Source organism: Halobacillus karajensis, from assembly GCF_900108515.1.
In the GTDB taxonomy this organism is placed as follows: domain Bacteria; phylum Bacillota; class Bacilli; order Bacillales; family Halobacillaceae; genus Halobacillus; species Halobacillus karajensis.
In genome coordinates this window covers 294,327-316,920 of sequence record NZ_FNWW01000003.1, presented here as the reverse complement: position 1 = coordinate 316,920, position 22,594 = coordinate 294,327, and the positions used below count along the sequence as shown (strand labels likewise).

At 41.5% G+C, this 22,594-nt stretch carries 26 protein-coding genes; all 26 read right to left on the bottom strand.

Features of this window, described 5'->3' with window-relative positions; translation table 11 throughout:
- Position 1: 1 nt before the first annotated feature.
- Positions 2 to 1,051 (bottom strand): protein-glutamate methylesterase/protein-glutamine glutaminase, encoded by a 1,050-nt coding sequence (locus BLW54_RS08820; protein WP_035505311.1) that lies wholly within the window; start codon positions 1,049 to 1,051, stop codon positions 2 to 4.
- Complete coding sequence (locus tag BLW54_RS08815) at positions 1,038 to 1,913, bottom strand: MinD/ParA family protein (protein WP_074734054.1); 876 nt, start codon at positions 1,911 to 1,913, stop codon at positions 1,038 to 1,040. The genes BLW54_RS08820 and BLW54_RS08815 overlap by 14 nt, the downstream gene beginning before the upstream one ends.
- On the bottom strand, positions 1,897 to 3,000 hold the full coding sequence (gene flhF, locus BLW54_RS08810) for a flagellar biosynthesis GTPase FlhF (protein WP_074734052.1): 1,104 nt from the start codon (positions 2,998 to 3,000) through the stop codon (positions 1,897 to 1,899). Before flhF ends, BLW54_RS08815 begins: the two co-directional genes overlap by 17 nt.
- Complete coding sequence (flhA, locus tag BLW54_RS08805) at positions 2,997 to 5,030, bottom strand: flagellar biosynthesis protein FlhA (RefSeq protein ID WP_074734050.1); 2,034 nt, start codon at positions 5,028 to 5,030, stop codon at positions 2,997 to 2,999. Before flhA ends, flhF begins: the two co-directional genes overlap by 4 nt.
- An 18-nt stretch (positions 5,031 to 5,048) precedes the next feature.
- A complete protein-coding gene (gene flhB / locus BLW54_RS08800) occupies positions 5,049 to 6,134 on the bottom strand; it encodes a flagellar biosynthesis protein FlhB (RefSeq protein WP_074734048.1) in 1,086 nt (361 codons plus the stop codon).
- Between the two features lie 5 nt (positions 6,135 to 6,139).
- Positions 6,140 to 6,916 (bottom strand): flagellar biosynthetic protein FliR, encoded by a 777-nt coding sequence (fliR, locus tag BLW54_RS08795; protein WP_074734046.1) that lies wholly within the window; start codon positions 6,914 to 6,916, stop codon positions 6,140 to 6,142.
- Between the two features lie 4 nt (positions 6,917 to 6,920).
- Positions 6,921 to 7,190 carry a flagellar biosynthesis protein FliQ gene (fliQ, locus tag BLW54_RS08790; RefSeq protein WP_035505318.1) on the bottom strand — a complete coding sequence of 90 codons (270 nt, stop codon included), beginning with the start codon at positions 7,188 to 7,190 and terminating at the stop codon, positions 6,921 to 6,923.
- Between the two features lie 15 nt (positions 7,191 to 7,205).
- A complete protein-coding gene (gene fliP / locus BLW54_RS08785) occupies positions 7,206 to 7,871 on the bottom strand; it encodes a flagellar type III secretion system pore protein FliP (RefSeq protein WP_074734043.1) in 666 nt (221 codons plus the stop codon).
- Entirely contained in the window at positions 7,864 to 8,523 is a 660-nt protein-coding gene (locus BLW54_RS08780; protein WP_074734040.1) for a flagellar biosynthetic protein FliO, read from the bottom strand. The genes fliP and BLW54_RS08780 overlap by 8 nt, the downstream gene beginning before the upstream one ends.
- A 13-nt stretch (positions 8,524 to 8,536) precedes the next feature.
- Positions 8,537 to 8,899, bottom strand: coding sequence for a response regulator (locus BLW54_RS08775; RefSeq protein WP_035505324.1), 363 nt, complete (start codon positions 8,897 to 8,899; stop codon positions 8,537 to 8,539).
- A 32-nt stretch (positions 8,900 to 8,931) separates the two neighbouring features.
- Complete coding sequence (fliY, locus tag BLW54_RS08770) at positions 8,932 to 10,110, bottom strand: flagellar motor switch phosphatase FliY (protein WP_074734147.1); 1,179 nt, start codon at positions 10,108 to 10,110, stop codon at positions 8,932 to 8,934.
- Position 10,111: 1 nt separating this feature from the next.
- Complete coding sequence (gene fliM / locus BLW54_RS08765; RefSeq protein ID WP_074734037.1) at positions 10,112 to 11,116, bottom strand: flagellar motor switch protein FliM; 1,005 nt, start codon at positions 11,114 to 11,116, stop codon at positions 10,112 to 10,114.
- 27 nt (positions 11,117 to 11,143) lie between these two features.
- On the bottom strand, positions 11,144 to 11,560 hold the full coding sequence (fliL, locus tag BLW54_RS08760) for a flagellar basal body-associated protein FliL (protein WP_035505331.1): 417 nt from the start codon (positions 11,558 to 11,560) through the stop codon (positions 11,144 to 11,146).
- Positions 11,561 to 11,810: 250 nt separating this feature from the next.
- The gene (gene flgG, locus BLW54_RS08755; RefSeq protein ID WP_074734144.1) at positions 11,811 to 12,704 is read right to left on the bottom strand and encodes a flagellar basal body rod protein FlgG; all 894 of its coding nucleotides are present in this window, start codon (positions 12,702 to 12,704) and stop codon (positions 11,811 to 11,813) included.
- Between the two features lie 273 nt (positions 12,705 to 12,977).
- Positions 12,978 to 13,430, bottom strand: a complete 453-nt coding sequence (gene flgD / locus BLW54_RS08750; RefSeq protein WP_074734035.1) for a flagellar hook assembly protein FlgD — start codon at positions 13,428 to 13,430, stop codon at positions 12,978 to 12,980.
- An 8-nt stretch (positions 13,431 to 13,438) separates the two neighbouring features.
- On the bottom strand, positions 13,439 to 14,881 hold the full coding sequence (locus tag BLW54_RS08745; protein ID WP_074734032.1) for a flagellar hook-length control protein FliK: 1,443 nt from the start codon (positions 14,879 to 14,881) through the stop codon (positions 13,439 to 13,441).
- A gap of 27 nt (positions 14,882 to 14,908) precedes the next feature.
- On the bottom strand, positions 14,909 to 15,490 hold the full coding sequence (locus BLW54_RS08740; protein ID WP_074734029.1) for a MotE family protein: 582 nt from the start codon (positions 15,488 to 15,490) through the stop codon (positions 14,909 to 14,911).
- A gap of 4 nt (positions 15,491 to 15,494) precedes the next feature.
- Entirely contained in the window at positions 15,495 to 15,944 is a 450-nt protein-coding gene (gene fliJ, locus BLW54_RS08735; protein ID WP_035505338.1) for a flagellar export protein FliJ, read from the bottom strand.
- Positions 15,945 to 15,957: 13 nt separating this feature from the next.
- Positions 15,958 to 17,262 (bottom strand): flagellar protein export ATPase FliI, encoded by a 1,305-nt coding sequence (fliI, locus tag BLW54_RS08730; protein ID WP_074734026.1) that lies wholly within the window; start codon positions 17,260 to 17,262, stop codon positions 15,958 to 15,960.
- Positions 17,255 to 18,016: a flagellar assembly protein FliH gene (gene fliH, locus BLW54_RS08725; RefSeq protein ID WP_074734023.1), complete on the bottom strand. Its 762-nt coding sequence runs from the start codon at positions 18,014 to 18,016 to the stop codon at positions 17,255 to 17,257. The genes fliI and fliH overlap by 8 nt, the downstream gene beginning before the upstream one ends.
- Entirely contained in the window at positions 18,000 to 19,013 is a 1,014-nt protein-coding gene (gene fliG, locus BLW54_RS08720; protein WP_035505343.1) for a flagellar motor switch protein FliG, read from the bottom strand. Before fliG ends, fliH begins: the two co-directional genes overlap by 17 nt.
- A 12-nt stretch (positions 19,014 to 19,025) precedes the next feature.
- Positions 19,026 to 20,192, bottom strand: a complete 1,167-nt coding sequence (fliF, locus tag BLW54_RS08715) for a flagellar basal-body MS-ring/collar protein FliF (protein ID WP_074734021.1) — start codon at positions 20,190 to 20,192, stop codon at positions 19,026 to 19,028.
- 62 nt (positions 20,193 to 20,254) lie between these two features.
- Positions 20,255 to 20,536, bottom strand: a complete 282-nt coding sequence (gene fliE / locus BLW54_RS08710; protein ID WP_483299608.1) for a flagellar hook-basal body complex protein FliE — start codon at positions 20,534 to 20,536, stop codon at positions 20,255 to 20,257.
- A 41-nt stretch (positions 20,537 to 20,577) separates the two neighbouring features.
- Positions 20,578 to 21,030, bottom strand: a complete 453-nt coding sequence (gene flgC / locus BLW54_RS08705; RefSeq protein ID WP_035505348.1) for a flagellar basal body rod protein FlgC — start codon at positions 21,028 to 21,030, stop codon at positions 20,578 to 20,580.
- Positions 21,031 to 21,034: 4 nt separating this feature from the next.
- Entirely contained in the window at positions 21,035 to 21,427 is a 393-nt protein-coding gene (flgB, locus tag BLW54_RS08700; RefSeq protein ID WP_074734018.1) for a flagellar basal body rod protein FlgB, read from the bottom strand.
- A gap of 368 nt (positions 21,428 to 21,795) precedes the next feature.
- Positions 21,796 to 22,575 (bottom strand): GTP-sensing pleiotropic transcriptional regulator CodY, encoded by a 780-nt coding sequence (codY, locus tag BLW54_RS08695; protein WP_074734015.1) that lies wholly within the window; start codon positions 22,573 to 22,575, stop codon positions 21,796 to 21,798.
- Between the last annotated feature and the right edge of the window lie 19 nt (positions 22,576 to 22,594).

Here is a 22,594-nt window from a genome sequence, read left to right as displayed (position 1 = left end):
TTTACCTCCTTTTTCGCTGGAGAGATTGCACAATTCTTTGGCTGATATTAGTCAATGGCTGGACTTCATCAGCAAGTCCTGACTGATGAATTGCTTTTGGCATCCCATACACGATGCAAGTACTCTCATCCTCTGCTATGCTAAACGTGGCTTTTCTCATTTCTTTTAATTCCAACAATCCAGTGAGACCATCTGTCCCCATGCCAGTCATCACAACAGCCGTTGTTGTCACCTTTTCTAATCTTGCTAAAGAAGAAAACATAACGTTCACAGATGGCCGGTGCCCGTTCACTGGAGGATTTTGATTCAAATGGATTTTTAGAACCTTGTTTTCTTGAACAATTTCCATATGGTACCCGCCCGGAGCCACATAAGCGACCCCATTATGTAATTCCTCCATATGTCCTGCTTCCTTCACTGAAATCTCAGATATTTTGTCGAGCCGTTCTGCCAATGATTTGGTAAACCCACTCGGCATATGCTGGACAACCACAATAGGAGCAGGGAGGTTGCATGGTAATGTACGTAACACTTGCTGTAAAGCTCTTGGACCGCCGGTCGACGTCCCGATCGCAATAATATTCCCTTGCGTCTGTATATCCTCTGGTAAGTCGACTTGTCTATTTAAACGGTCATTGAAGGGGGATACTCTTGCCTTCCCTGCGGTGAGGATTTTTTTAATAATCTCTTTATCCATGCTTTTCATATCAATCGAAATGGCTCCGGATGGTTTGTGAATAAAATCCACAGCACCGAGGTGGATTGCTTCTAGAGTACGTGCTGCCCCCTCTTTCGTTAAGCTAGATACCATCACTACTGGAATAGGGGCCTGTTTCATGATATACGTCAGGGCCTCTAATCCACCCATAACCGGCATCTCAATGTCCAACGTAACGACGTCAGGGGTTAACCCCTTTATTTTTTCCACCCCCTCTTTTCCGTTCCGTGCTGTACTTACGACATCAATACGTGGCTCTTTCTTTAAAATATCGCTTAATATTCGTCTCATAAAAGCTGAATCATCAACAACTAAAACCTTAACCCTCTTCATTTCCAACCCTCGCAAACACAAATCTTTTCAGTTTATCCATGAATGATGTGGAAAGCTCAACTTTTTTACTGTCTTCTACATACTCAACAACAATACGAGATAACGATTGACTCACTTTACTATTGGGTTGATGAAGGACAAATGGTTTATGGTGATGCAGCGCCTGCAGGACCGCCCTATCATCAGGTAATATTCCTAACAAAGATACATCTACATGAAGAAACTTCTTCGCAACGAACGAAAGCCGGGAATACGTAGTCTTTCCAAGACTTTCACTCCGTGCGCGATTCACCAATATTTTGATGGGAACATCCCTACCTTTATCTACCAGTTGTTTTATCATAGCGTAGCTATCAGTCAAAGATGTTGGGTCTGGTGTTGTCACTACGATAGCCTCATGGGCAGATGAAATAAAATTCAAACGATCCTGAGATGTCCCTGCCCCCATATCAAAAAGGATGTAATCGAAAGGTCTGGTTATTTTTTCAAACTCTCTTTGAAAGGATGCGAACTTAAAATAATCGGATGTGAAAATTTGCGAAAGCCCGGATCCAGCTGCAATATAAGACAAGGATTCCGGACCTAATTCAATGATATCGGGAATGGACAAACGTCCCCGAAACAAGTCAACAATTCTATGTTTCGCGGTTTTTCCCATTAAAAGATCACTATTTCCCATCCCAATGTCCAAATCGAAGAGGAGTACTTTCTTATTTCTCTTGATTAATTCCAACGCAAAATTCATACAGAAAGCTGATTTTCCTACTCTGCCTTTTCCACTTACAATGGCGATTGTTTTTGCCTCTGTTTGAGACTCCTTTTCTTTCATTCGTCTGCGGAGCAAATCAGCTTGATCTTTCATGTGCAAACCCCTCCACAGACCTGCCCGCCAATTCCATGGCAGAAACGGTTCGAATGTCATCGGGGACATTTTGGCCATCTGTCATAAAAGCGACTCCCAATTGATGCTGGATTGTCATATTAACTGCACTGCCTATGCTGGATGTTTCATCAGCCTTAGTGAAAATCAATTGATGGATGGGGATTTCTGCAAATTGAGCATAAATATCTTTCATGTCCGAATATTTACTTGTTAAGGCGAGTACAAGAAAGTTATCGGATTCCTGGTCAAAATGGACCATTTGTTGTAACTCTTTTACGAAGGAGGCATCCCTGAAGTTCCTCCCGGGTGTATCGACAAGCACAAGGTCAAAATCACTGTAACGCGCCTTTGCTTTCTTATAATCTTCTAAGCTGTAAGCGACTTCCAAAGGTACATCCAGAATATTGGCATACGTCTTCAATTGATCAATAGCAGCCATTCGATAAGTATCTGTTGTAATGAAACCTACTTTCCATTGATAATTCAGGACTGCCTCAGCAGCTAGTTTTGCTAATGTAGTTGTTTTTCCAACCCCTGTCGGTCCAAACAAGTGAATAAACTTCTTATCAAATACGGGATCACCAAAATTTCCAGCCTTCATTTGTTCAGATAATTGAACACTTATCCGTTGTTCTAACTCTTCATAATCGGATATTGCCTTTTCATGTTGCAGCAATTTCTCTATGACTGTATGTGCATATTCTTGCGAAATTTCTTGGCTGATTAAGAACTCAAAAGCCTCCTGATACATACCTGGGTACTTTTGTTCCCGCTCCTGGATCAAAGACCTCAGCTCTTTTAATTCTTTCATAATTTCATCGTCGTTTTGATTAGTCAGTGGCGACGTTCGTTGTTTTTCCGCTTTCTTTCTTGCTCCATTGTTTTCATCCTCATCTGCAGGGTCTATAGCCGCGATAACCTCTGTCATATTTTTCTTGAACAGGCCGAGAAAACCTCCTGTCTTCCTCACTTTCGAGTTCAAGATTACGGCATCTGTTCCTAATTCACTTCTTACTTTTCTCATGGCGTCAGGCAGGGTTTCTGCCTGAAATTTCTTCACTCTCATGCCACGTTCACCACCCCTACACTTTGCACTTCAACCGTCGGTTCCAGCTCATTATAAGATAAAACAACCACCTGAGGTAAAAAGCGATCCAGCAGCTGCTTCACATACATCCGTACGGCCGGCGAACATAAGAGGATAGCTGTTTCCTCTTGTAAAGTCATTTGTTCTACTTGTTCTGCAATAGTGGTCATAATGGTTTGCTGGCGCTCCGGATCTAGAGCCAGATAGCTGCCATGCTCGGTCTGTTGAATATGGTCGGCAATGTTTTTTTCCACTTTCCCGGAAACCGTAATTACTTTTACTAACTGGTCTTCTTTTTTATACTGATTGGTAATTTGAGCCGATAAGGATTGTCTGGCATATTCTGCCAGCAATTCGGTGTCATTCGTCATTTTTGCAAAGTCAGCCAGCGTTTCGAAAATAACAGGTAAATTTTTCACGGATACATTCTCACGTAATAATTTGGCCAAAACCTTTTGTACATCTCCGACACGGAGTGGTTCAGGTGTTACTTCCTCTACAAGAATGGGATAGGACTCTTTCAAATGATCAATCAGCTGCTGTGTCTCTTGGCGACCGAGCAATGCGTGAGCTTGTTGTTTTATGACTTCCGTAATATGTGTCGATACAACCGATGGAGGGTCCACAACCGTATAACCGGATAGTTCCGCTTCATCCTTCTGTGCTTCTGTAATCCATTTTGCGGGAAGACCGAAAGCGGGTTCTTGTGTATCGATTCCTTCCATCTCGTCATCCTCACCGCCAGGACTCATAGCTAAATAATGGTCCAGCAACAATTCTCCCTGAGCAACCTCGTTCCCTTTTACTTTCAAGCGATATTCATTAGGGCCAAGCTGAATATTGTCCCTTATACGAACCACCGGTATCACAATTCCAAGCTCGATTGCCAATTGTCTGCGGATCATCACAATGCGGTCCAATAAGTCTCCGCCCTGGTTCGTATCAGCAATGGGGATTAAGGCATAACCAAACTCAAATTCAATAGGATCCATACTTATCAAGTTGACTACACTCTCCGGTGATTTCATTTGGTCGCTTTCCGCCTCATCCATCTCTTCTGGTTCTTCGAATGCGGGTTCCTGCTCTTGACGAGAAAGCCAATATCCGCCAAAAGCCAGTACAGAGGAAATCAGCGTTGTGAGCAAGATTGGAATGGGGGTCAAGCCTAGTAAAAAAATAGTAGCGGCCGCAATGTATAGCAGTTTCGGATATCGCAGCAATTGACGTGTTACATCTGTGCTCAAATTCCCTTCAGACGCTACTCTTGTTACGACAATCCCTGTCGCTGTAGAAATAAGCAGGGCCGGGATTTGACTTACAAGCCCATCCCCAACTGTCAAACGCATGTATGTATCGATAGCCTCACTGAAAGACATTCCCATTTGTACCATACCGATAATTAATCCGAAGATGATATTGATCAGCACGATAATTATTCCAGCAATGGCATCTCCTTTAACGAATTTACTCGCCCCATCCATAGCGCCGTAGAAGTCAGATTCATTCTCGATTTTTTCTCTACGTTCCTTCGCCTGATGTTCATGGATCAATCCTGCATTCAAATCTGCATCAATACTCATCTGCTTCCCTGGCATCGCATCTAAAGTAAAACGAGCAGCTACTTCAGAAACCCTCTCTGCACCTTTGGTAATAACTAAAAATTGAATAATAACAAGGATGACAAAGACTACAAATCCAACCAGTGGATTTCCACCAATCACGAATGTCCCGAACGTTGCGATTACTCCTCCGGCTTCTGCTTCGGACAAGATGGAGCGGGTAGTAGATACATTCAACCCAAGACGAAACAAAGTAAGCAATAATAACAATGTTGGAAAAACCGCGAACTGCAATGCTTCATCCATATTCATTGAAACAAGGATAACGAGGAGCGCAAGCGTTATATTTACAAGAATAAAAAAACTAAGGAGCCACCCCGGCAATGGGATCACAAGCATGACAATGATCAGGATCACGCCGATAAGTACTGATAAATCTCTCGCTGACATGTGGGAGTACTCCTTTCTTTAGATCTTCTTTTCTAATTGATAGACATAAGCCAATACCTCTGCAACAGCCTTATAAAATTGTTCATCGATGGGCTGATCAACTTCAGAATGCTGATAAAGGGCTCTTGCTAGAGAGCGGTTTTCCACTATAATCACATGGTGTGATTGGGCGACTTCTTTAATTTTTAATGCCAAAAAATCCACTCCCATCGCAACAACAAAAGGCGCGTCCGATTTCGTTTCCTCATATTTAATCGCAATGGCATAGTGTGTCGGGTTCGTGATGACAACATCCGCCTCGGGAACTTCACTCATCATTCTTGAAGCAGACATCTGGCGCTGCTTCTCTTTAATCTTTGCTTTAATTTGGGGGTCCCCTTCGATATTTTTATGTTCATCTTTGATGTCTTTTTTTGACATTCGAATGTTTTTCTCATGGTCGTACTTTTGATAGGTATAATCAAGAACGGATAAAAGCAATAAAGCAAGCGCGGAAGCCACTCCCATTAAAATGGTAATCGTCCCAAAGAAAGCGAGCGCTCCTTCAACGGATTTCTGAGACATCATCATCATCTGGTCTTTATTGATCCAAATAATAGAAAATGTGATGACCCCAACTAAACTGATTTTCAGTAAAGATTTCATTAATTCCACCAGAGCTCTTGCCGAAAATATCCGCTTCGCTCCTTTGATAGGATCCAGCTTCTTCAGGTCCAATTTCAGCGGTTCTCCTGTAAACATGATCCCAACTTGCAAAAGATTCGATGCTATTCCCGCTACAATGGCCACACCCATGATCGGAGCCATAATTTTGGAAATTTCCATAGTCATTTCCACAAACATGGAGTGGGTTTGTTCCTCTGTTAATTCTCGATGTATATACTCATTGAAAGCCACCTTATACATCCCCGTCAGTGTACCTTCCATATAAGGACCCAGTATGAACAGCGCTCCAAACACTAGTAGCAATAGGAAGCCTGTATTAACATCTTGACTTTTTGGGACTTGCCCTTTTTTTCTTGTATCCTGCCGCTTTTTAGGTGTTGCTTTTTCTGTCTTCTCATCTGCAGCAAAATACTGGAGATCAAGTTTTAACCACACCATTATCTTCAACCTCCGAATAATTGCATAAGCTCACGCATTGTCATCAGCATAGTCTCAAATAAATTTCTTATTAACATGACGTAAAAGGTCATAGCAATCACCAGTACAGAAAGGGCGACAAAAATTTTCAAGGGTAAACCAACGACAAAGACATTTAATTGAGGGACTGTTCTTGCAATAATCCCCAGGGCAATATCTACTAGAAACAAGCACCCCACGATCGGAACAGCCATTAAGAAAGCAATCACGAACATCTGATTAAATGACTGTATGACAAACACTATCCATCTCTCATCTCTCAAAGGTAAAAACTGATCCACCGCGATCCATTCATAACTGTAAAAAACCCCGTCAATCATGAGGTGATGGCCATCGACAGCTAATATAAATAATAGAGTCATCATATATAAATACTGTCCAATTAAAGGACTTTGGGCTCCAGTTTGTGGATCAATCACATTCGCAATGGCAAACCCCATCTGAAAATCTATAAATCCACCTGCGATTTGTATGGCTGCCAAAATAATATAAGCTAACAACCCAACCGCAATGCCGACCCCCATTTCTTTAAGCAGTAACAGAAAGTACTCGCTGTCTATCGGTAGAGACGGAGTGGGGACCGTAAAGTACATCATCACAGCCAAGAAAAAACTGAAGGCTATTTTATGTCGAGTGGGGACCGTCCGATATGAAAACAAAGGCAACGTAACAAAAAAGGAAGTCACCCTTACCAAGATGAGCAAAAATGCTGGTATGTTCGTTAAATAAATAGCATCCAGCACTAAGCTATCCCACCAGGATGTTCAGGTTATTAAAAATATTAGCCGTAAACTCAACCATATTGGTGAGCATCCATGGGCCAAAGACGATTAATCCTATCATTACAGCTACGATCTTCGGGATAAAAGCAAGAGTTTGTTCTTGTATTTGTGTCGTAGCTTGAAAGATACTAACAAGCAGACCGATCGCAAGTGCTAAAATAAGCAGGGGACCAGATATAAGGAGGACCGTATAAATTCCTTCTTTAGCAAACGATATAACCATCTGGCTGTTCATGTGCAGACCTCCTGTCTAAAAACCTTCCAATAATGATTTAGTAATTAAAAACCAACCATCAACTAAAACAAACAATAGAATCTTAAACGGTAACGAAATCATAACGGGCGGAAGCATCATCATCCCCATCGACATAAGAACACTCGCAACGGCCATATCTATAACTAAGAACGGTACAAAAATCATAAATCCCATTTGAAAAGCCGTTTTCAATTCACTGATCGCAAAGGCCGGAACCAGAGTGGTTATAGGGACATCCTGTATGGTCTCAGGAGCTTCCAAATCAGCATAATTCATAAATAAAGCCAAATCTTTCTGTCTCGTATGTTTCCCCATAAATTCCTTCATTGGTATACTTGCTTCTTCATAGGCTTCGTCCAAGGTTATTTCCTCATTAAACAGCGGTGTCAACGCCTGTTCATTTACTTCTTCAAACGTCGGAGCCATAATAAAAAAAGTGAGGAATAGGGCAATACCGATGAGGATTTGGTTCGGAGGCATTTGCTGAGTAGCCAGAGAAGTTCTTACAAAAGACAAAACAATCAATATCCTAGTGAAACTCGTCATTAATATTAATATCCCAGGAGCTAGTGAAAGAATGGTCAATAATAATAGGAACTTGACTGAAGTGGCTACACTTTCCGGATCTGAACTGGAGAAGAGGTCTACGAATTCATTCATAATCCGCCCCCCTCCTCTTCTGATCCATCGCCTGTCTCCTCTTACCTTTCATATCATTCAGCTGTTTTTCAAATAAATGTTGAAATTGTGTAGAGGATGGATCCTCCTTCCGTTGATCTTCATTCCATTTATCCATCCATTTCTTAACATCTAACCGTGGCTGTGGTCCTCCGTTATTCTCTCGTCTCAACAATGCATTTCTCGTTTCTTCATCGGAGATTTCCGTAATCATCTGTACGGATTCACCAACCCCAAGGATAAGAATTTGCTCTCCTATCCGAACAGCTTGGATGGATCGATTCGGAGCGAGATTCATTCCACCCAGATTCTCCATTGTACGATTCTGATTGAAGACTTTGTTTTTTTGATTAAAAAATTTAAGGAGTCCGTAAATCAGAACCACCACAAAAATTAAGGCAAAGATTAACTTCACTATATTCCAAATCAGACTGCTGCCTGTACCCACCTCAACAGCTTTTTCCGTTGTTTGCTTTTCCACATCTTCTCCACCTTCCGATGAAGGGCAACCCTCTAATTGAGGATTGTCCAAACATTCAAAGGCGCTTGGCTCCGCCATAACAGTAAGCGAGGATAGGCTTATCAACAGTAGGAATAAAAAAACAGCGGCTGTCATTCTCGTTGTTGAAATCATGTCCATTCCTTCTTTAACTCAATGCTTTTTGAATAGCCTCAAGGACCCTGTCAGCCTGAAAAGGTTTCACGATAAAGTCTTTTGCTCCTGCTTGAATGGCATCGACGACCATGGCTTGCTGTCCCATAGCTGAACACATGATGATTTTGGCATCGGGGTATTGGCTTTTAATTTCTTTAAGTGCCGTAATGCCGTCCATTTCAGGCATCGTAATATCCATCGTTACCAAGTCGGGCCGCTCTTCTTTATAAAGCTCTATCGCTTTCTTTCCATCTTCCGCTTCTCCAGCAATTTCATAGCCATTCTTCGTTAAAATATCCTTCACCATCATTCTCATGAATGCGGCATCATCAACAATTAAAATTCTTTCTGCCATGCTTATTCCTCCTGAATTTCTTTTTTGATTAATTATCGTAATTTGGTCAGACGTTCCTTTGGGCTCACAATATCTGTCACCCGTACGCCAAAGTTTTCATCAATGACGACAACTTCTCCCTTTGCCATCAATTTTTCATTGACATGAATATCTACCGGTTCACCAGCTAATTTATCAAGTTCCAATACAGATCCTGAAGTTAATTCTAGAATCTCTCTTACCGTTCGTTTCGTACGCCCAAGTTCCACAGTTACCTTCAAAGGGATATCCATTAACATATCTAAATTCTTTTGCTCTGTTCCACTGAGTTGAACGGGATTGAAACTTTGGAACTCAGCAGCTTGAACATTCGCATCTTCTACCGTTTGACCAGCAGGGCCACCTACATACTGCGGTGATGAGGACACTTTTGTAGGATTAGGCGGCTTGGGGGATTCCAGTTCAGAAGTTGATTTCTCAGCTGGCCTTCCATCCAACTGCTTTGCCGTATCTTTCTTTGTCTCTTTTTCATAAGGCCAGGAGAGGGCTTCCACTTCCTCCCGTTCAGGGGTGATCAATTCCTCTACGAGCTCTTTTGCGAAGCTGATGGGGATCAGCTGCATAATATTCGAATCAATCAATGTTCCTACCTGTAGTTGGAAAGACACTTTTACAAGCACTTCTTCGTCAGGGATTTTGTTCTGATCTTCTTCTTCCTCCAAGTCCAGCACATCAATAGCAGGTGGTGAGATATCCACTTTTTTATTGAAAATGGTGGACATACTTGTAGCCGCAGATCCCATCATTTGATTCATAGCTTCCTGAACGGCACTTAATGCAATCTCGTTCAGATGGTCTTCAGGCACCATCCCGTCACCACCAAGCATTAAATCAGCAATAATAGCTGCCTCTTTCGTCCCGATCACAAGTACATTTTCACCAGAAAAACCATCGGTATAGGTGACTCCAATAGCTACGTGCGGCTTAGGAAATTCTCTTGGTAGATCAGCTCTTGAAACAACACAAATTTGTGGAGTTGTAATTTGGACTTTCTGATTCAAAAGGGAAGAGAGAGCCGTAGCAGAACTCCCGAATGAGATATTTCCGATTTCTCCTAAAGCATCTTCTTCCACGGAAGATAAGTGGTCTTCCATATCTGCTCCGTTTAAAGCCTCTTCACTGATGTCCTCCCCGCCGTTCAATAACGCATCAATTTCGTCCTGCGATAACATATCATCCCTCAACTTTTCCGGCACCCCCCTGGTACTCCTCTAATATTTGTACAGCCAACTTGTTTTTCGATTTGCCTGGTTGTATGTAAAATTTATCTTCCTCATCCACTTTCATTCGTATCGGTTGGTCAATGGGTTGTTCCAAGCGAATTACATCATCATTTTTCAACCCTAAAAATTGTTGTATGCTCATCTCCGCTTCACCCAAAATGGCCCGCACATCCAATTCAGTATCCTTGATTGTATGAGTGATGGCCTGGAATTCTTCCGGGTCCCGCTCTTTCGGCTGTTCTTTCTGCATCCAATAATGAACAGAAAGTTTGGGAATAATGGGTTCCAAGACAACATGAGGAATACAAATATTGATCATCCCACTTGTTTCCCCGATCGTAGTGTTTAAAGAGACCACGACAACGGTTTCATTAGGCGAAACCATCTGCAAAAATTGAGGATTGACTTCAAATTCTTCTAAGAATGGATCCATATCCACAATCGACCCCCAGGCCTCCTGGTAATTTTCAAGAGATCTTTCGAAGAGATGGGACATAATGGTTGTTTCAATCTCTGTTAAATTATCCACTTTGTTTACGCTGCTCCCTCTCCCTCCCAGCACACGGTCCATCATCGCATAAGAGACATTAGGGTTAGCTTCCAACAAAATACGTCCTTCAAGGGGAGGAACGCTAAAAATATTCAGAATCGTCATCGTCGGTATCGATCGGATAAATTCTTCATAAGGTAGCTGATCAACAGAGGCGACTTCTATGTTCACATAGGTCCTCAGCTGGGCTGAAAAATAGGTGGTCAGTAATCTCGAAAAATTTTCGTGGATTCTGGTTAAGCTGCGAATCTGGTCTTTGGAAAAACGGAGTGCTCGCTTAAAGTCATACACTCTCACCTTTTTTTCTTTGTCTTCATTCTTCAATTCTTCTGCATTCATTTCTCCAGTAGATAATGCAGACAATAATGAATCGATCTCATTCTGTGAGAGAACCTCTTCTGCCAAACCCTCACCCCCCTTTCTTCCTCTTTATTATTGAAGGACTTTGTTTACGGTGTAGACCTCGGTTACTTTGCCTTCAGACATGAATTCATTCAATTTTAATTTTACTTTTTCTTCAAGATCACCAAGTCCAGACTGAAAAGTTTCCGTATCCATAGGCGCTAATTCCTTTAAAAGCACGTTCTGCACCTGAAAATCTCTCTTCTTCAATTCTTCCATGGAAGCTTTGCTATCTGTGACGATCCGAAAACTGATTCGGACATAATCCCCATTTTGCAAATCTGTAGTGATTTCCTCTGTCAGAAAGGACGCCTCTCGAATCTCATCTATAGTCCTTTCACTATCTGCTTCACTCTTCCCATCCAATTGAAAAACGAGAACCAAGGCGACCATCCCGAGAATTGTCAATGTACTGAGAGTCATGGCCATCACTTTAAATAAATTCATAGATTATCTTCACCTGCCTTCTGACCCGCTGATCCTCCCTATTTTTTTATAGAAGCCAACCGCTTCATTTACTTCATCCTTCTTCCTTTCTTTCCCAATAAATCACCGGCCTGCAGGAGTAATGATCGTCGTATCAGGGGTTGGTTTTCTATGTATAAAACCATTAAATGTATAAAGGATTGACCGTTTAATGGTTTAAAATAATCATAGCTTGACTAGAGAAGGGGCCTATTTAACCCCTCAACTCTTTCTATCGTTTCAAATTAACAAGCTCTTGAAGAATTTCATCAGAGGTTGTGATGATTCTTGTGTTGGCCTGGAACCCACGCTGGGAGGTAATCATTTCAGTAAACGATTCAGCAAGATCTACGTTGGACATTTCCAAGGCTCCTGCAACCATTTGTCCCGTACCATCTTGGCCGGCAACTAATAGATCATCAAGACCATCGATAGCTTCCCCGGCATTTTCAGTATATTGGAATGTGTTCCCCCCAAGTTTTTCAAGGCCGCTCGGGTTTGAAAAGTTCGCTAGTCTCACTTGCCCGGCTACTTGCGGATCCCCATTCTCATCGACATAGTTAACTGTTCCATCCGTTTGAATACTGAAACTTTGGGCGCTGTCTGGTATGGTAAGGATACCTGAAACCTCCTCCCCATTTTCATTTACGAGTTGTCCTACTAAATATTTCCCTTCATTGTTTACAATGGCACCTTCTGAATCAAGATAGAAATTTCCTGCACGAGTGAAGCTCGTATTCACATTGCCTAACTCGATCTCTCGATCATCTGTATCAATCCCCGATTCTCCCGCTTCAGCTAAAACGAACATTCCATCGCCTTCAAGTGAAAGATCCAGCGGCCGGTTTGTAGTCTGTCGGTTTCCCTGAGTATGAATCGTATCAATCGAGCCCACCTGGGAGCCCAAACCAACTTGGGACGGGTTTAATCCCCCTCTTACATTCCCATTTTCACCAGCAATCGGGCCCTGGGCATTGGATATTGTCTGACTCATCATGTCCTGGAAAGTCACCCTCCCCTTTTTGTATCCATACGTGTTTACGTTAGCAATGTTATTGCCGATAGTGTCTAACTTTGTCTGAAATCCTTTCATTCCAGAAATTCCTGAGTACATTGAACGAAGCATGTTAAACCATTCCTTTCCTTCGAATCCTCTCACCTACATGAATCGATCTGCAGATCACCAAAGACCTCCCTAAAGTAAAGGTCCCGCCTATTTATCAGTTAAAAATCGTTCCATCTATTTTCCTGAAAATTCTGCGATTGTGATCCACACCCTCGCCATTTTTTGCGCTTCTATCTATAGAGCTAAACATTCGATCATACTCTCCTACTTCTGCCCTCTCCACGGTTATACGTTCCTTTGCATCCTTACTTGAACTTTTCTGATCCGGAATGGTTAAAAGTCCGGGGAGTCACTTCTGTCACTTACTTGAGTGATTTCCCTCACGGATACTTTCTGTCCAGATTTCAATTCTAAATAAGTCTCTCTATCTTTCCGGCTGACAGATTGGACGATGTCTTTTTCCATATGATCTAAAAACCCCGTCTCTTGATCGGACACAGGATAAGATACTTCTTTTCCGATCAATCCACTATACTGGATGAGCGGTGGCAGACTTTGGGTGTCCATGAATCTTTGAAAAGACTGGGACATATTTGTCATTTGCTCTAAGCTAGAGAATTCTGTCATCTGGGAAATAAATTCCTTATCCTCCATGGGATTCAACGGATTTTGGTTTTGTATTTGAGCCATCAAAATTTTCAAGAAGTCATCTTTTCCTAATGGGCTGGTTCCTGCTCCCTGTTTCTGCTGACTTTTTAGATAGAGTGAAGGGTCAATGCTTGTCATACGATCACCTAGGCTTTCTCATTCAATAATATGTCATGAAACGACAGTTCCTCTTCCTCATTCTCTTCTATACTTTCATGTTCATATGGTTGATTACGCTGTCCTTGTTCTTCCTCTTGATCACCACTTTCCAACTGCTCCTGCGTTTGCTGCTGTAACATTGAAGCATCTACTTTTTCGACGACTACCTGCTGGGGGGAGAACATATGCCTTAATTGACCCATATTGCCATCAAGCATTTCCTTAACAGCCTGGCTGGTTACTAGAATCTTCACCGCCATTTCACCATTCATTTGGGAGAATCGTACCGTCAAATCTCCGAAGTTTCCAGGCCTTAATTTAAGGAGTAATTCCGTAGTTCCTCTCGCATTTGAAAACATCCGACTTGATTGAATCATCCGTTTCATTTCCTGAACCAACAATACCTGTGAGGATGATGAATGTTGATTTTGGTTCAATTGGATGACATACTGCTCTACTTTAGTCATCGGCGTGGATGGTGAAAACGGAGAGTGTAGAAGACTTTGATGTTTTTGTTCTTGCTGAACACCTTCCCCAATCGATTGTTTAACTAATTTCGCTATATCTCTTCCGGTTATCGGAGTTTGTTGATGATAAGCTTTTGGAACGTCAACGCGATTTTGAAACACTGTTATGAGTTTATTGAAGAGTTGTTTTTCCTGTGGTGCCCCCTCTTTCCCCCCTTTTCCCATGATTGTTTGCCAATTATTTTTTTCTGTCTTTGGCAATGAATCTATAAGCTGCATCAGCTTTTCCATCGTTTGCTTCAGTTCTTTACCAGCTTTGAGATTCAACTCCTCTAGTTGATTACTTTTTGAAATAGATTGGACTATACTCTTGAATTCTTGCCATATCTTATGTAATTCGCTTTCTCTTCGGACAGAAGAAGGAGTGGAAAATCCATAGTGTTTTTCTTGAGTTTGTGGAGAGCCTATCTTTAGCTCATCCCCGGACAAACCCGATTCCTGGCTACTCCTCAGTTCTTGTCGAAAAAAGGATAGATCACGTTGCAACGATTCGGGATTAAAAGTGAATGGGAACAGCTTCATAGATTGTTCATTGTCTTTCATCATTTTTTGGTGGAGAATCTCTAAGGATTGAATCAATTTTGATAGATCTTCCTCATGTAAAGCTTCCTTACTAGGGCTTAAAAGATGAGCCCAATCCCCCGCTTCCTTTTCCGATATTTCACCCTCCAACCTCATTGTTGATATAAAAGATTCGATATCCTTAAGAAGCTGGCGCAAATTTTCACCTGAATCCTCAGAAGCATTCTTCTTTGAAAAATGAGGCTCCCTTGTCAGCTGGGATTTAGTCAAAAAGGATTGAAAACCAGTCCCGCTCCAAGATTCCTGCTCTTTCGCATTCCCATTCCGATTCACTGCAAGCTTCTGTATATGCCCTAAAAGGGGCTTTAACGCCATATTCATTTATACACCCCCTTTCAATAAAAGCCATTACTCTTCGATTAACCGGCTCGCTACACTTGCAGCCGTTTCTGTTTTCATCTGTCCAAGGATCTCTCCCTTTTCCTCACTTGAAACAAGATTTAATACCTGAACAGCTAAATCTTCATCCATATTCTCAATAATAGGGGCTGCCTCATCTGCGTCCATTTTCTGGAAGGATTGGGCCATTTCTTCTACCTTGCTATTTTCCGCACCTGTCTCTTCCTCAGATCTTGCTTCTTCCAAGTCAGCTTCCAGTTGAAGAATCTGCTGTTCTAATGCAGTGATTTGGTCTTGTTTGCTATCCGCTTCCCTTTGTAGATTTTCAATCTCAGTCTCTTTGTTGGCCAACATTTCCTGATAGTGTTCTTCCTCTTTACTCGATGCTCCTTCTTGGTTTAGTGAAACTATTTGCGACACTCCGGGGATGTGTCCCGCATACTTCTCTGCCTCTTCAAAAACGTTGAATCCTAGGAGCGTCAGGACAATCATGGTAAAAGTGATAAGAAAAATAAAAGGAATAAAAATGGCAAAAATAACCTTAGGAAATGTTTTCATTTTGTTCTGCTTCGCATATCCACTTTTCGCCATTCAATCACCTATTCTGAAAGTATAAGTATTGTTGCATGGAAAGCTCATCCATATCTTTGTTTTCTTCACTTTTTGTTAAAATGGTTTGCTCGCCTTGTCTGAGCTCCACTAGTTTATCGAATTTCTTCACTTCCATATGAGCAGCCGATAATTTTAATTGTTTCTGCAGCATATTCTGCCTCGCTTGTTGGACGGAAGGTTGAAGGCTTTCAATCCTCTCATCCAGACGTTGGATGTATTGTTGATGCTGTACAATGGCTGCGGCCTTCACCGTTTTCTGTGCCATCTCTTTTTCAAAGCTTGCTACAGCTTCTTCCTTTTTCTTAAGCCTTTCATATAATTGTTCGGCCTGGTTTTCAAAAGCGGTCACAGCCTCTTGATAAACTTTTTGTTTTTTTTGTTTTTCTCGATCACGTAAGTCTCTTATTCTTTGAAACGTTTGAATGTCAGCCATAATCGAAGGCCTCCTATTCGAACAGATTTTTTAAGTCTTCGACCGTTTTTTCAAAACTGGCCGGTTCATAAACCCCTTGCTTTAAGAATTGGGTAATAGAAGAATGGTGGTCGATCGCCTGATCAATTTTCCTATTTGAACCTTTTTTATACGCCCCTATTTGGATCAACTCCCTGTTTTCTTCATAAGTAGCTAAAAGGGATCTTATCTTTTCGGCCGACGCTTTATGCTCCTCAGACACTATTTGTTTCATGACCCTGCTGATGGACCTCAAAATATTAATAGCGGGAAAATGTCCTTGCTCTGCCAACTTCCGGTCTAATACAAAGTGGCCGTCGATGATCCCCCTTACTGTGTCGGAAATCGGTTCATTCAAATCATCCCCATCGACAAGCACCGTGTAAAAAGCTGTAATCGTGCCGCTCATGCTAGAACCGGTTCTTTCCAACAGTTTTGGTAATAAGGCAAATACGGACGGTGTATATCCTTTCGTGGTCGGAGGCTCACCAGTGGCCAAACCTATTTCACGCTGGGCCATAGCAAAACGCGTAACAGAATCCATCATTAAGTTCACGTTATACCCCCTATCGCGAAAGTATTCACTGACAGCAGTCGCTGTATAAGCTCCTTTCACTCTCATTAAAGCAGGCTGATCGGAAGTGGCTACAATGAGAATTGAATTTTTCAAACCTTCTTTTCCAAGGTCATTCTCGATGAACTCTCTAACTTCTCTCCCTCTTTCACCAATTAATGCGATGACATTAAGGTCTGCGGAACTGTTACGGGCGATCATGCCCATCAATGTACTTTTACCCACACCACTCCCAGCAAAAATACCGATCCTTTGGCCTTTTCCAACCGTTAATAGCGTATCGACCGCACGAACTCCTACTTGAATGGGTTCATGGATGGGGGGTCTCGATAATGGGTTCGGGGGTTCTTGATCTGTAGGATATCCTTTTAAGCCCTTAGGAAAAGCCCCCCCATCCAAAGGATGCCCCGTTGCATCGATGACCTTTCCGATCAACCCCATACCTACTTTGATTTTCAAGGGTTCTCCTGTGGCTTCAACAACGCTCCCCGGACTGACCTTTTTCACTTCTCGAAAAGGCATTAAAAGTACGTTTTCACTATGAAACCCTACTACTTCGGCAGCAATTTTTTCTTTATATTCAGAAGTATGGATATAACACAAATCTCCAACTGCGGCCTCAGGACCCTTCGATTCAATGATCAGACCAACAACTCTATGAATTTTTCCATATCTTTTCATAGTGTCAGCCTTTGTTATAGTCTCTAAATAACGGATATTATCCATTTCCCATCTCCTCATGAGCAATGGAAAGAAGTTGTTGCCTTAATTCGTTCAGTTGTGTGTCAATACTACCGTCGAGTTTTCCGAATGGAGATTCAACCACACAGCTAAAAGGATCCAAGTCACCCTTCGCATAGATAGTCAAGTGAGTGGATGGGGCAATCAGCCGTTCCAGTTCTTCTATCTGGGAGTGCACAAGACCATAGTAGGCGGGGTGTACATAGAGAGAGATTTCCGGCTGTCGTTTCACTTCTTCAATCACTCTTTGTACAACCGGTAAAAACAAATCGGAATCCTCTTTCAGCTTCGTGTTAAGGATTTTTTCAGCAGCTTTCATCGCTACTTCCACCATTGTTTCTTCATGTTTAATTACAATCCGATCATGGACACTTTTAGCCTTCTGAACTATATCATTGGCCTCCCTCCACCTATTTTCTAACGAGGCATGCCCCTCCTTATAGCCTTGCTGAAAACCCTGATCCATTCCTTTCTGGTACGCATCGTTCTCCATGACTTTCTTTTCTTCCATCCAGGCCGCTTTCATTTCTTCGATTTCTTTTTCAACTGTGAACATCATCTGGGCTTTTTCTTCCTTGACGTCATCTAAATCCTGGTAAGCTTTTTCAATTTGTTCTTTAAGGTCAGCCAGCTCTTTCTCCTTGTTTTGTTCCTCTCTTGGACTTACCTTTACATCGACAGGTTTAATCTGGATGACTCGACCACGAGACTGGGGAGAATGATTAAACAATGATGTCATCTCCCCCACCTCTTGCTATCACAATTTCACCTACATCCTCCAACCTACGGATGGTTGACACAACCCGTGTTTGAGCTTCTTCCACATCACGAAGTCTGACGGGTCCCATGAACTCCATCTCTTCTTTGAACGTAGTGGCCATACGATCTGACATATTACCGAAGACAATATCTTTGACTTCTTCACTAGATACCTTAAGCGACAAGCGAAGATCGTCATTATCTACATCACGAATGATTCTTTGAATGGCACGGTTATCCAAGGTAACAATATCTTCAAACACGAACATCCGCTTCTTAATTTCCTCAGCGAGTTCAGGATCTTGGATTTCAAGCGAATCCAAGATGGTTCTTTCTGTACTCCGATCCACTCCATTCAAAACTTCTACCACAGATTGTATACCGCCGGTTTCTGTGTAATCATGGGTTACCGTCGCAGATAACTTCCTTTCAAGGATTTGTTCAACTTGGTTAATCACTTCAGGTGAAGTGGATTCCATCGTTGCAATTCTGCGCGCTACATCAGCCTGTAACTCTTGAGGAAGCTCAGAGAGGATCTGGCCAGATTGCTCTGGATCCAGATAGGACAATACCAGAGCAATGGTTTGTGGATGTTCATTCTGAATAAAATTAAGAATTTGATGAGCATCTGCTTTCTTAGCAAAATCAAACGGTTTAACCTGCAGCGAAGAAGTCAACCGTCCAATAATAGTAGCTGCTTCATCAGAGCCTAGCGCTTTTTCCAGTATGGTTTTTGCATACCCAATCCCGCCCTGCGAAATATAATCTTGAGCCAGGGCAATTTGGTGAAATTGGTTCAAAATGTCGTCCCTTTCTTGACTATCGACTTTTTGGACCGATGATATTTCCAATGTCAATTGTTCAATTTCTTCCTCATCTAAATGCCTATATACTTGAGCAGCTACATCAGGCCCGAGGGAGATTAATAAGACGGCTGCTTTTTGTTTGCCTGTCAACTTTGATTTCCTTAAGGCCATACAACAACCTCCTTAATCTTCTGCAATCCATGATCGCAATAATTTCGCAAAATCTTCTGGTTTATCTCTTGCCATTTTTTCTAACTGTTTTCGTTTATGTGTTGCCTCATCTTCTTTTTCATCCATTCCTGGAACTTCCTGAGGTTTAGGTTTCTGAGCCTCTTCCTCTTTCTCAAACATCTGATCCTCTTCTTCTTCCGTGGTCTTCTTTCTACGACTTAACATAAAGAGAAGAACGATTATAATGAACACAAGTATCCCACCAAGGATGTAAACCCACGAAGGGATTACCTGATTGTTATCCGGATATTCCGGATCACCGCCGAATTCCTGGAAGACAATTGAAGTTTTTTCTTCTGTATCCACCTGACCATACTCACCATCGATCGAAGTCGTAATCATAGAATCAACGATAGATTGTACACTTTCCTCAACCGTTTGTTGTTCCGACGCTGTTAAGTACTCCACCTCTCCCTCTGGTGTCGTTCCTTTTGTATTATCAATAGCAACTTGGATCCCTATATCCCGTACCTTATAAGGACTTTCTTCAATATTTTTCTTAATACGATTAAATTCATTGTTGATCGTTTCTCGACTCATTTCATAGTCACCGTTAGAACTGTCGTCGTCTGCTGGATACCCAATCGTATCTTCGTCTCCTACCCCAGGAACTCCACCCTCAGGCACGCCGCCTTCATAAGCTTCTTCAATTTTTTCTACACTTACTGGCAAGCCTTCCATTGTATCGGGGTCGACCGGTTCGACAAGTTCCTCCACACGATTTTCTTTGGTGAAGTCAATGTCTGCGGTGACAGTGGCAATCACTTTATGTCGGCCGATCATCATCCCAAGCATTCGTTGCACTCTCTGCTTAATATCTCTTTCAATATCTTTCTTCACATTTTGTTGATATGTATAAGCATTTTCAGACTCAGCGACCTTCGAATCATTTCTGTCAAAGTAATTGAAATTTTGATCCATCTTAATTTGACCGACCTCCTGTAAGGTCAGATCTCTGTAAAGAGGAACCATTTTTGTATGGGAAGCAAAAATGGCCACTAAAATGATGATGAATAAGAATACAGACCCAACACCTATAATCGTTCCTTTCTGAGATTTCTTACGCTCTTTCCAAAAGGTTGCGAGACTTTCTTTATAAATTTTTATATTTTCTTTCATAATTGCCCCCAAAAAAAGCACGACCTAAGCGAATAGTTTAGTGCGAATTAAATATAGTAGATTCAAATTTGCATACGCATGACTTCTTTATAGGCATCAATCACTTTACTTTGCATTTCTATAGCCGTTTTCAACGTGATACTTGCTTTCTGTGAAGTGATCATGACATCATGCAGGTCATCTATTTTTCCATGGGCAAGGGCTTTTGTTTTTTGATCCGATAAAACTTGTGCCTCGTTCACCCTTTCCACAGCACTCTTCAGTTGCTTAGCAAAACTAACTTGAGCTTCTCCTGGTGCTACGTTTTGCTTCGACTGGGAATGAAGAACCTGGGATACGGGCATGGGGTTTGTTATGAAATTTGGCATGACAAATTCTCCTTCCCTTATCTACCGATTTCTAACGCTTTTGTTAACATACTTTTAGACGCGTTCACAGAAGTAACATTAGCTTCATAGCTACGTGTAGCACTCATCATATCGACCATTTCTTTAAGTGGGTCAACATTCGGTAACTTTACATAGCCGTTTGGATTGGAATCGGGATGATTGGGATTATAGACAAGTTTAAAGGGTTCCTTATCTTCTTTAATATCTGTCGCTTTAACTCCGCTCCCTTGAGATGGGTGATGAGCAGCTTTATGTAGGAAGTGACTGAATTTATTTTCAGAAGGCTGAAAAACAACCATTTTACGACGGTAAGGTTCCCATTCTCCATTTTCATTTAACGTGGCTCTTGTTGTATTAGCATTCGCCATATTAGAAGATGCAACATCCATACGCAGACGTTGAGCCGTCAATGCACTTGCACTATTATTCATGGCATGAAAAATACTCATTTGTTTAATTCCCTCCATTTATGACGGATTCCAAGCTTCTGAACTTTCCACTCATCCGATTAATGAGGGCTTGGTATTGAATTTGGTTTTGGGCCAGATGGTTCATCTCTTTATCGATGTCTACATTATTACCATTATGATTATATGTAGTAGAAGTTCTTGTAAAGGACCGATAAGGTTTTGTAACATCACTCGAAAAAGACAAATGTCTTTCATTAGTCCTTCTCGCCTTAAGCAAGGAACGTTCTTGATGCAATACGTCCTTAAAAACTACATCTTTAGCCTTATACCCAGGGGTATCTACATTAGCAATATTATTAGAAATGGCTTTGTTTTTTGCCGTAGAATAATCCAGAGCATTTTCTAAGCTCGTAAAAGTACTACTGAAAAGAGTCATAAAATTCACCTCTATTCGACATTTCTCATTTACTCACAGCCACAATTGTAAAAAAATTCACGTACTAATGTCTATACATAAATGCAGTTTTTTATGGGAGTCTCGCAAACACTCCTAAAGAACTAGATCCATTTTACCTATAAAATGTATTAATATTCCATTTACCGGAGCTCCCCCAAAAAGAATACGATTCAATAGCTTTACTTCGAACAGGCAAAACAATGGCTGATCATTCAAAATAATGCCTAATATATAGGGAAAATAGGGGGTATATCTTCATTTTTTTGTGCCTTTGAACCTTTTCTAATCAAAATGGACCAAAATAAAAACGCCACTTTTTTTAAAGTGGCGTTTTTATTACTTTTTGATTAGTTTGTACGAAGCTTTTGCAATTCTAGTAGGAAATTGTTATTTAAAACTTTAATGTATGTGCCTTTCATCCCAAGAGATCTGGATTCAATTACTCCAGCACTTTCCAGCTTTCTAAGAGCGTTGACAATCACTGATCTTGTAATACCTACCCGGTCAGCAATTTTACTTGCTACCAGTAAGCCTTCATTTCCTTCAAGTTCTTCAAAAATGTGTTCAATAGCTTCTAGTTCGCTATAGGAAAGGGAACTAATGGCCATTTGAACAACAGCTTTGCTTCTCGCTTCCTGCTCGATTTCTTCTGTTTTTTCATGAAGAATCTCCATTCCTACAACCGTTGCACCGTATTCAGCCAATAGAAGATCATCTTCATTAAAATTACTATTAAGACGGCTCAGAATCAAAGTACCTAAACGCTGACCGCCGCCGATGATCGGTACAATCGTCGTCAAACCACTCTCAAATAGTTCACGATTTTCTACAGGGAAAGCGGTGTATTCACTGTCGATATCGATATCCGGGGTCGTTTCTTCAATATTGAATAGGTTTTGTGTGTATTCTTGTGGGAATTGACGTTCAGAAAGCATGGCTTTCATACGCTCGTTTTCAATTTCCTGATTAATGGAAAAACCAAGAAGCTTTCCACGTCGGCTCAATACAAATGTATTCGCCTCAATAACATCTCGTAAGGTTGCAGACATATCGTTGAAGTCCACAGATTTTCCAGTTGTTTTTTGCAGCATCGCATTAATTTTGCGAGCACGGTCTAATAGTTTCATGTTCATTTCCTCCTTGTTA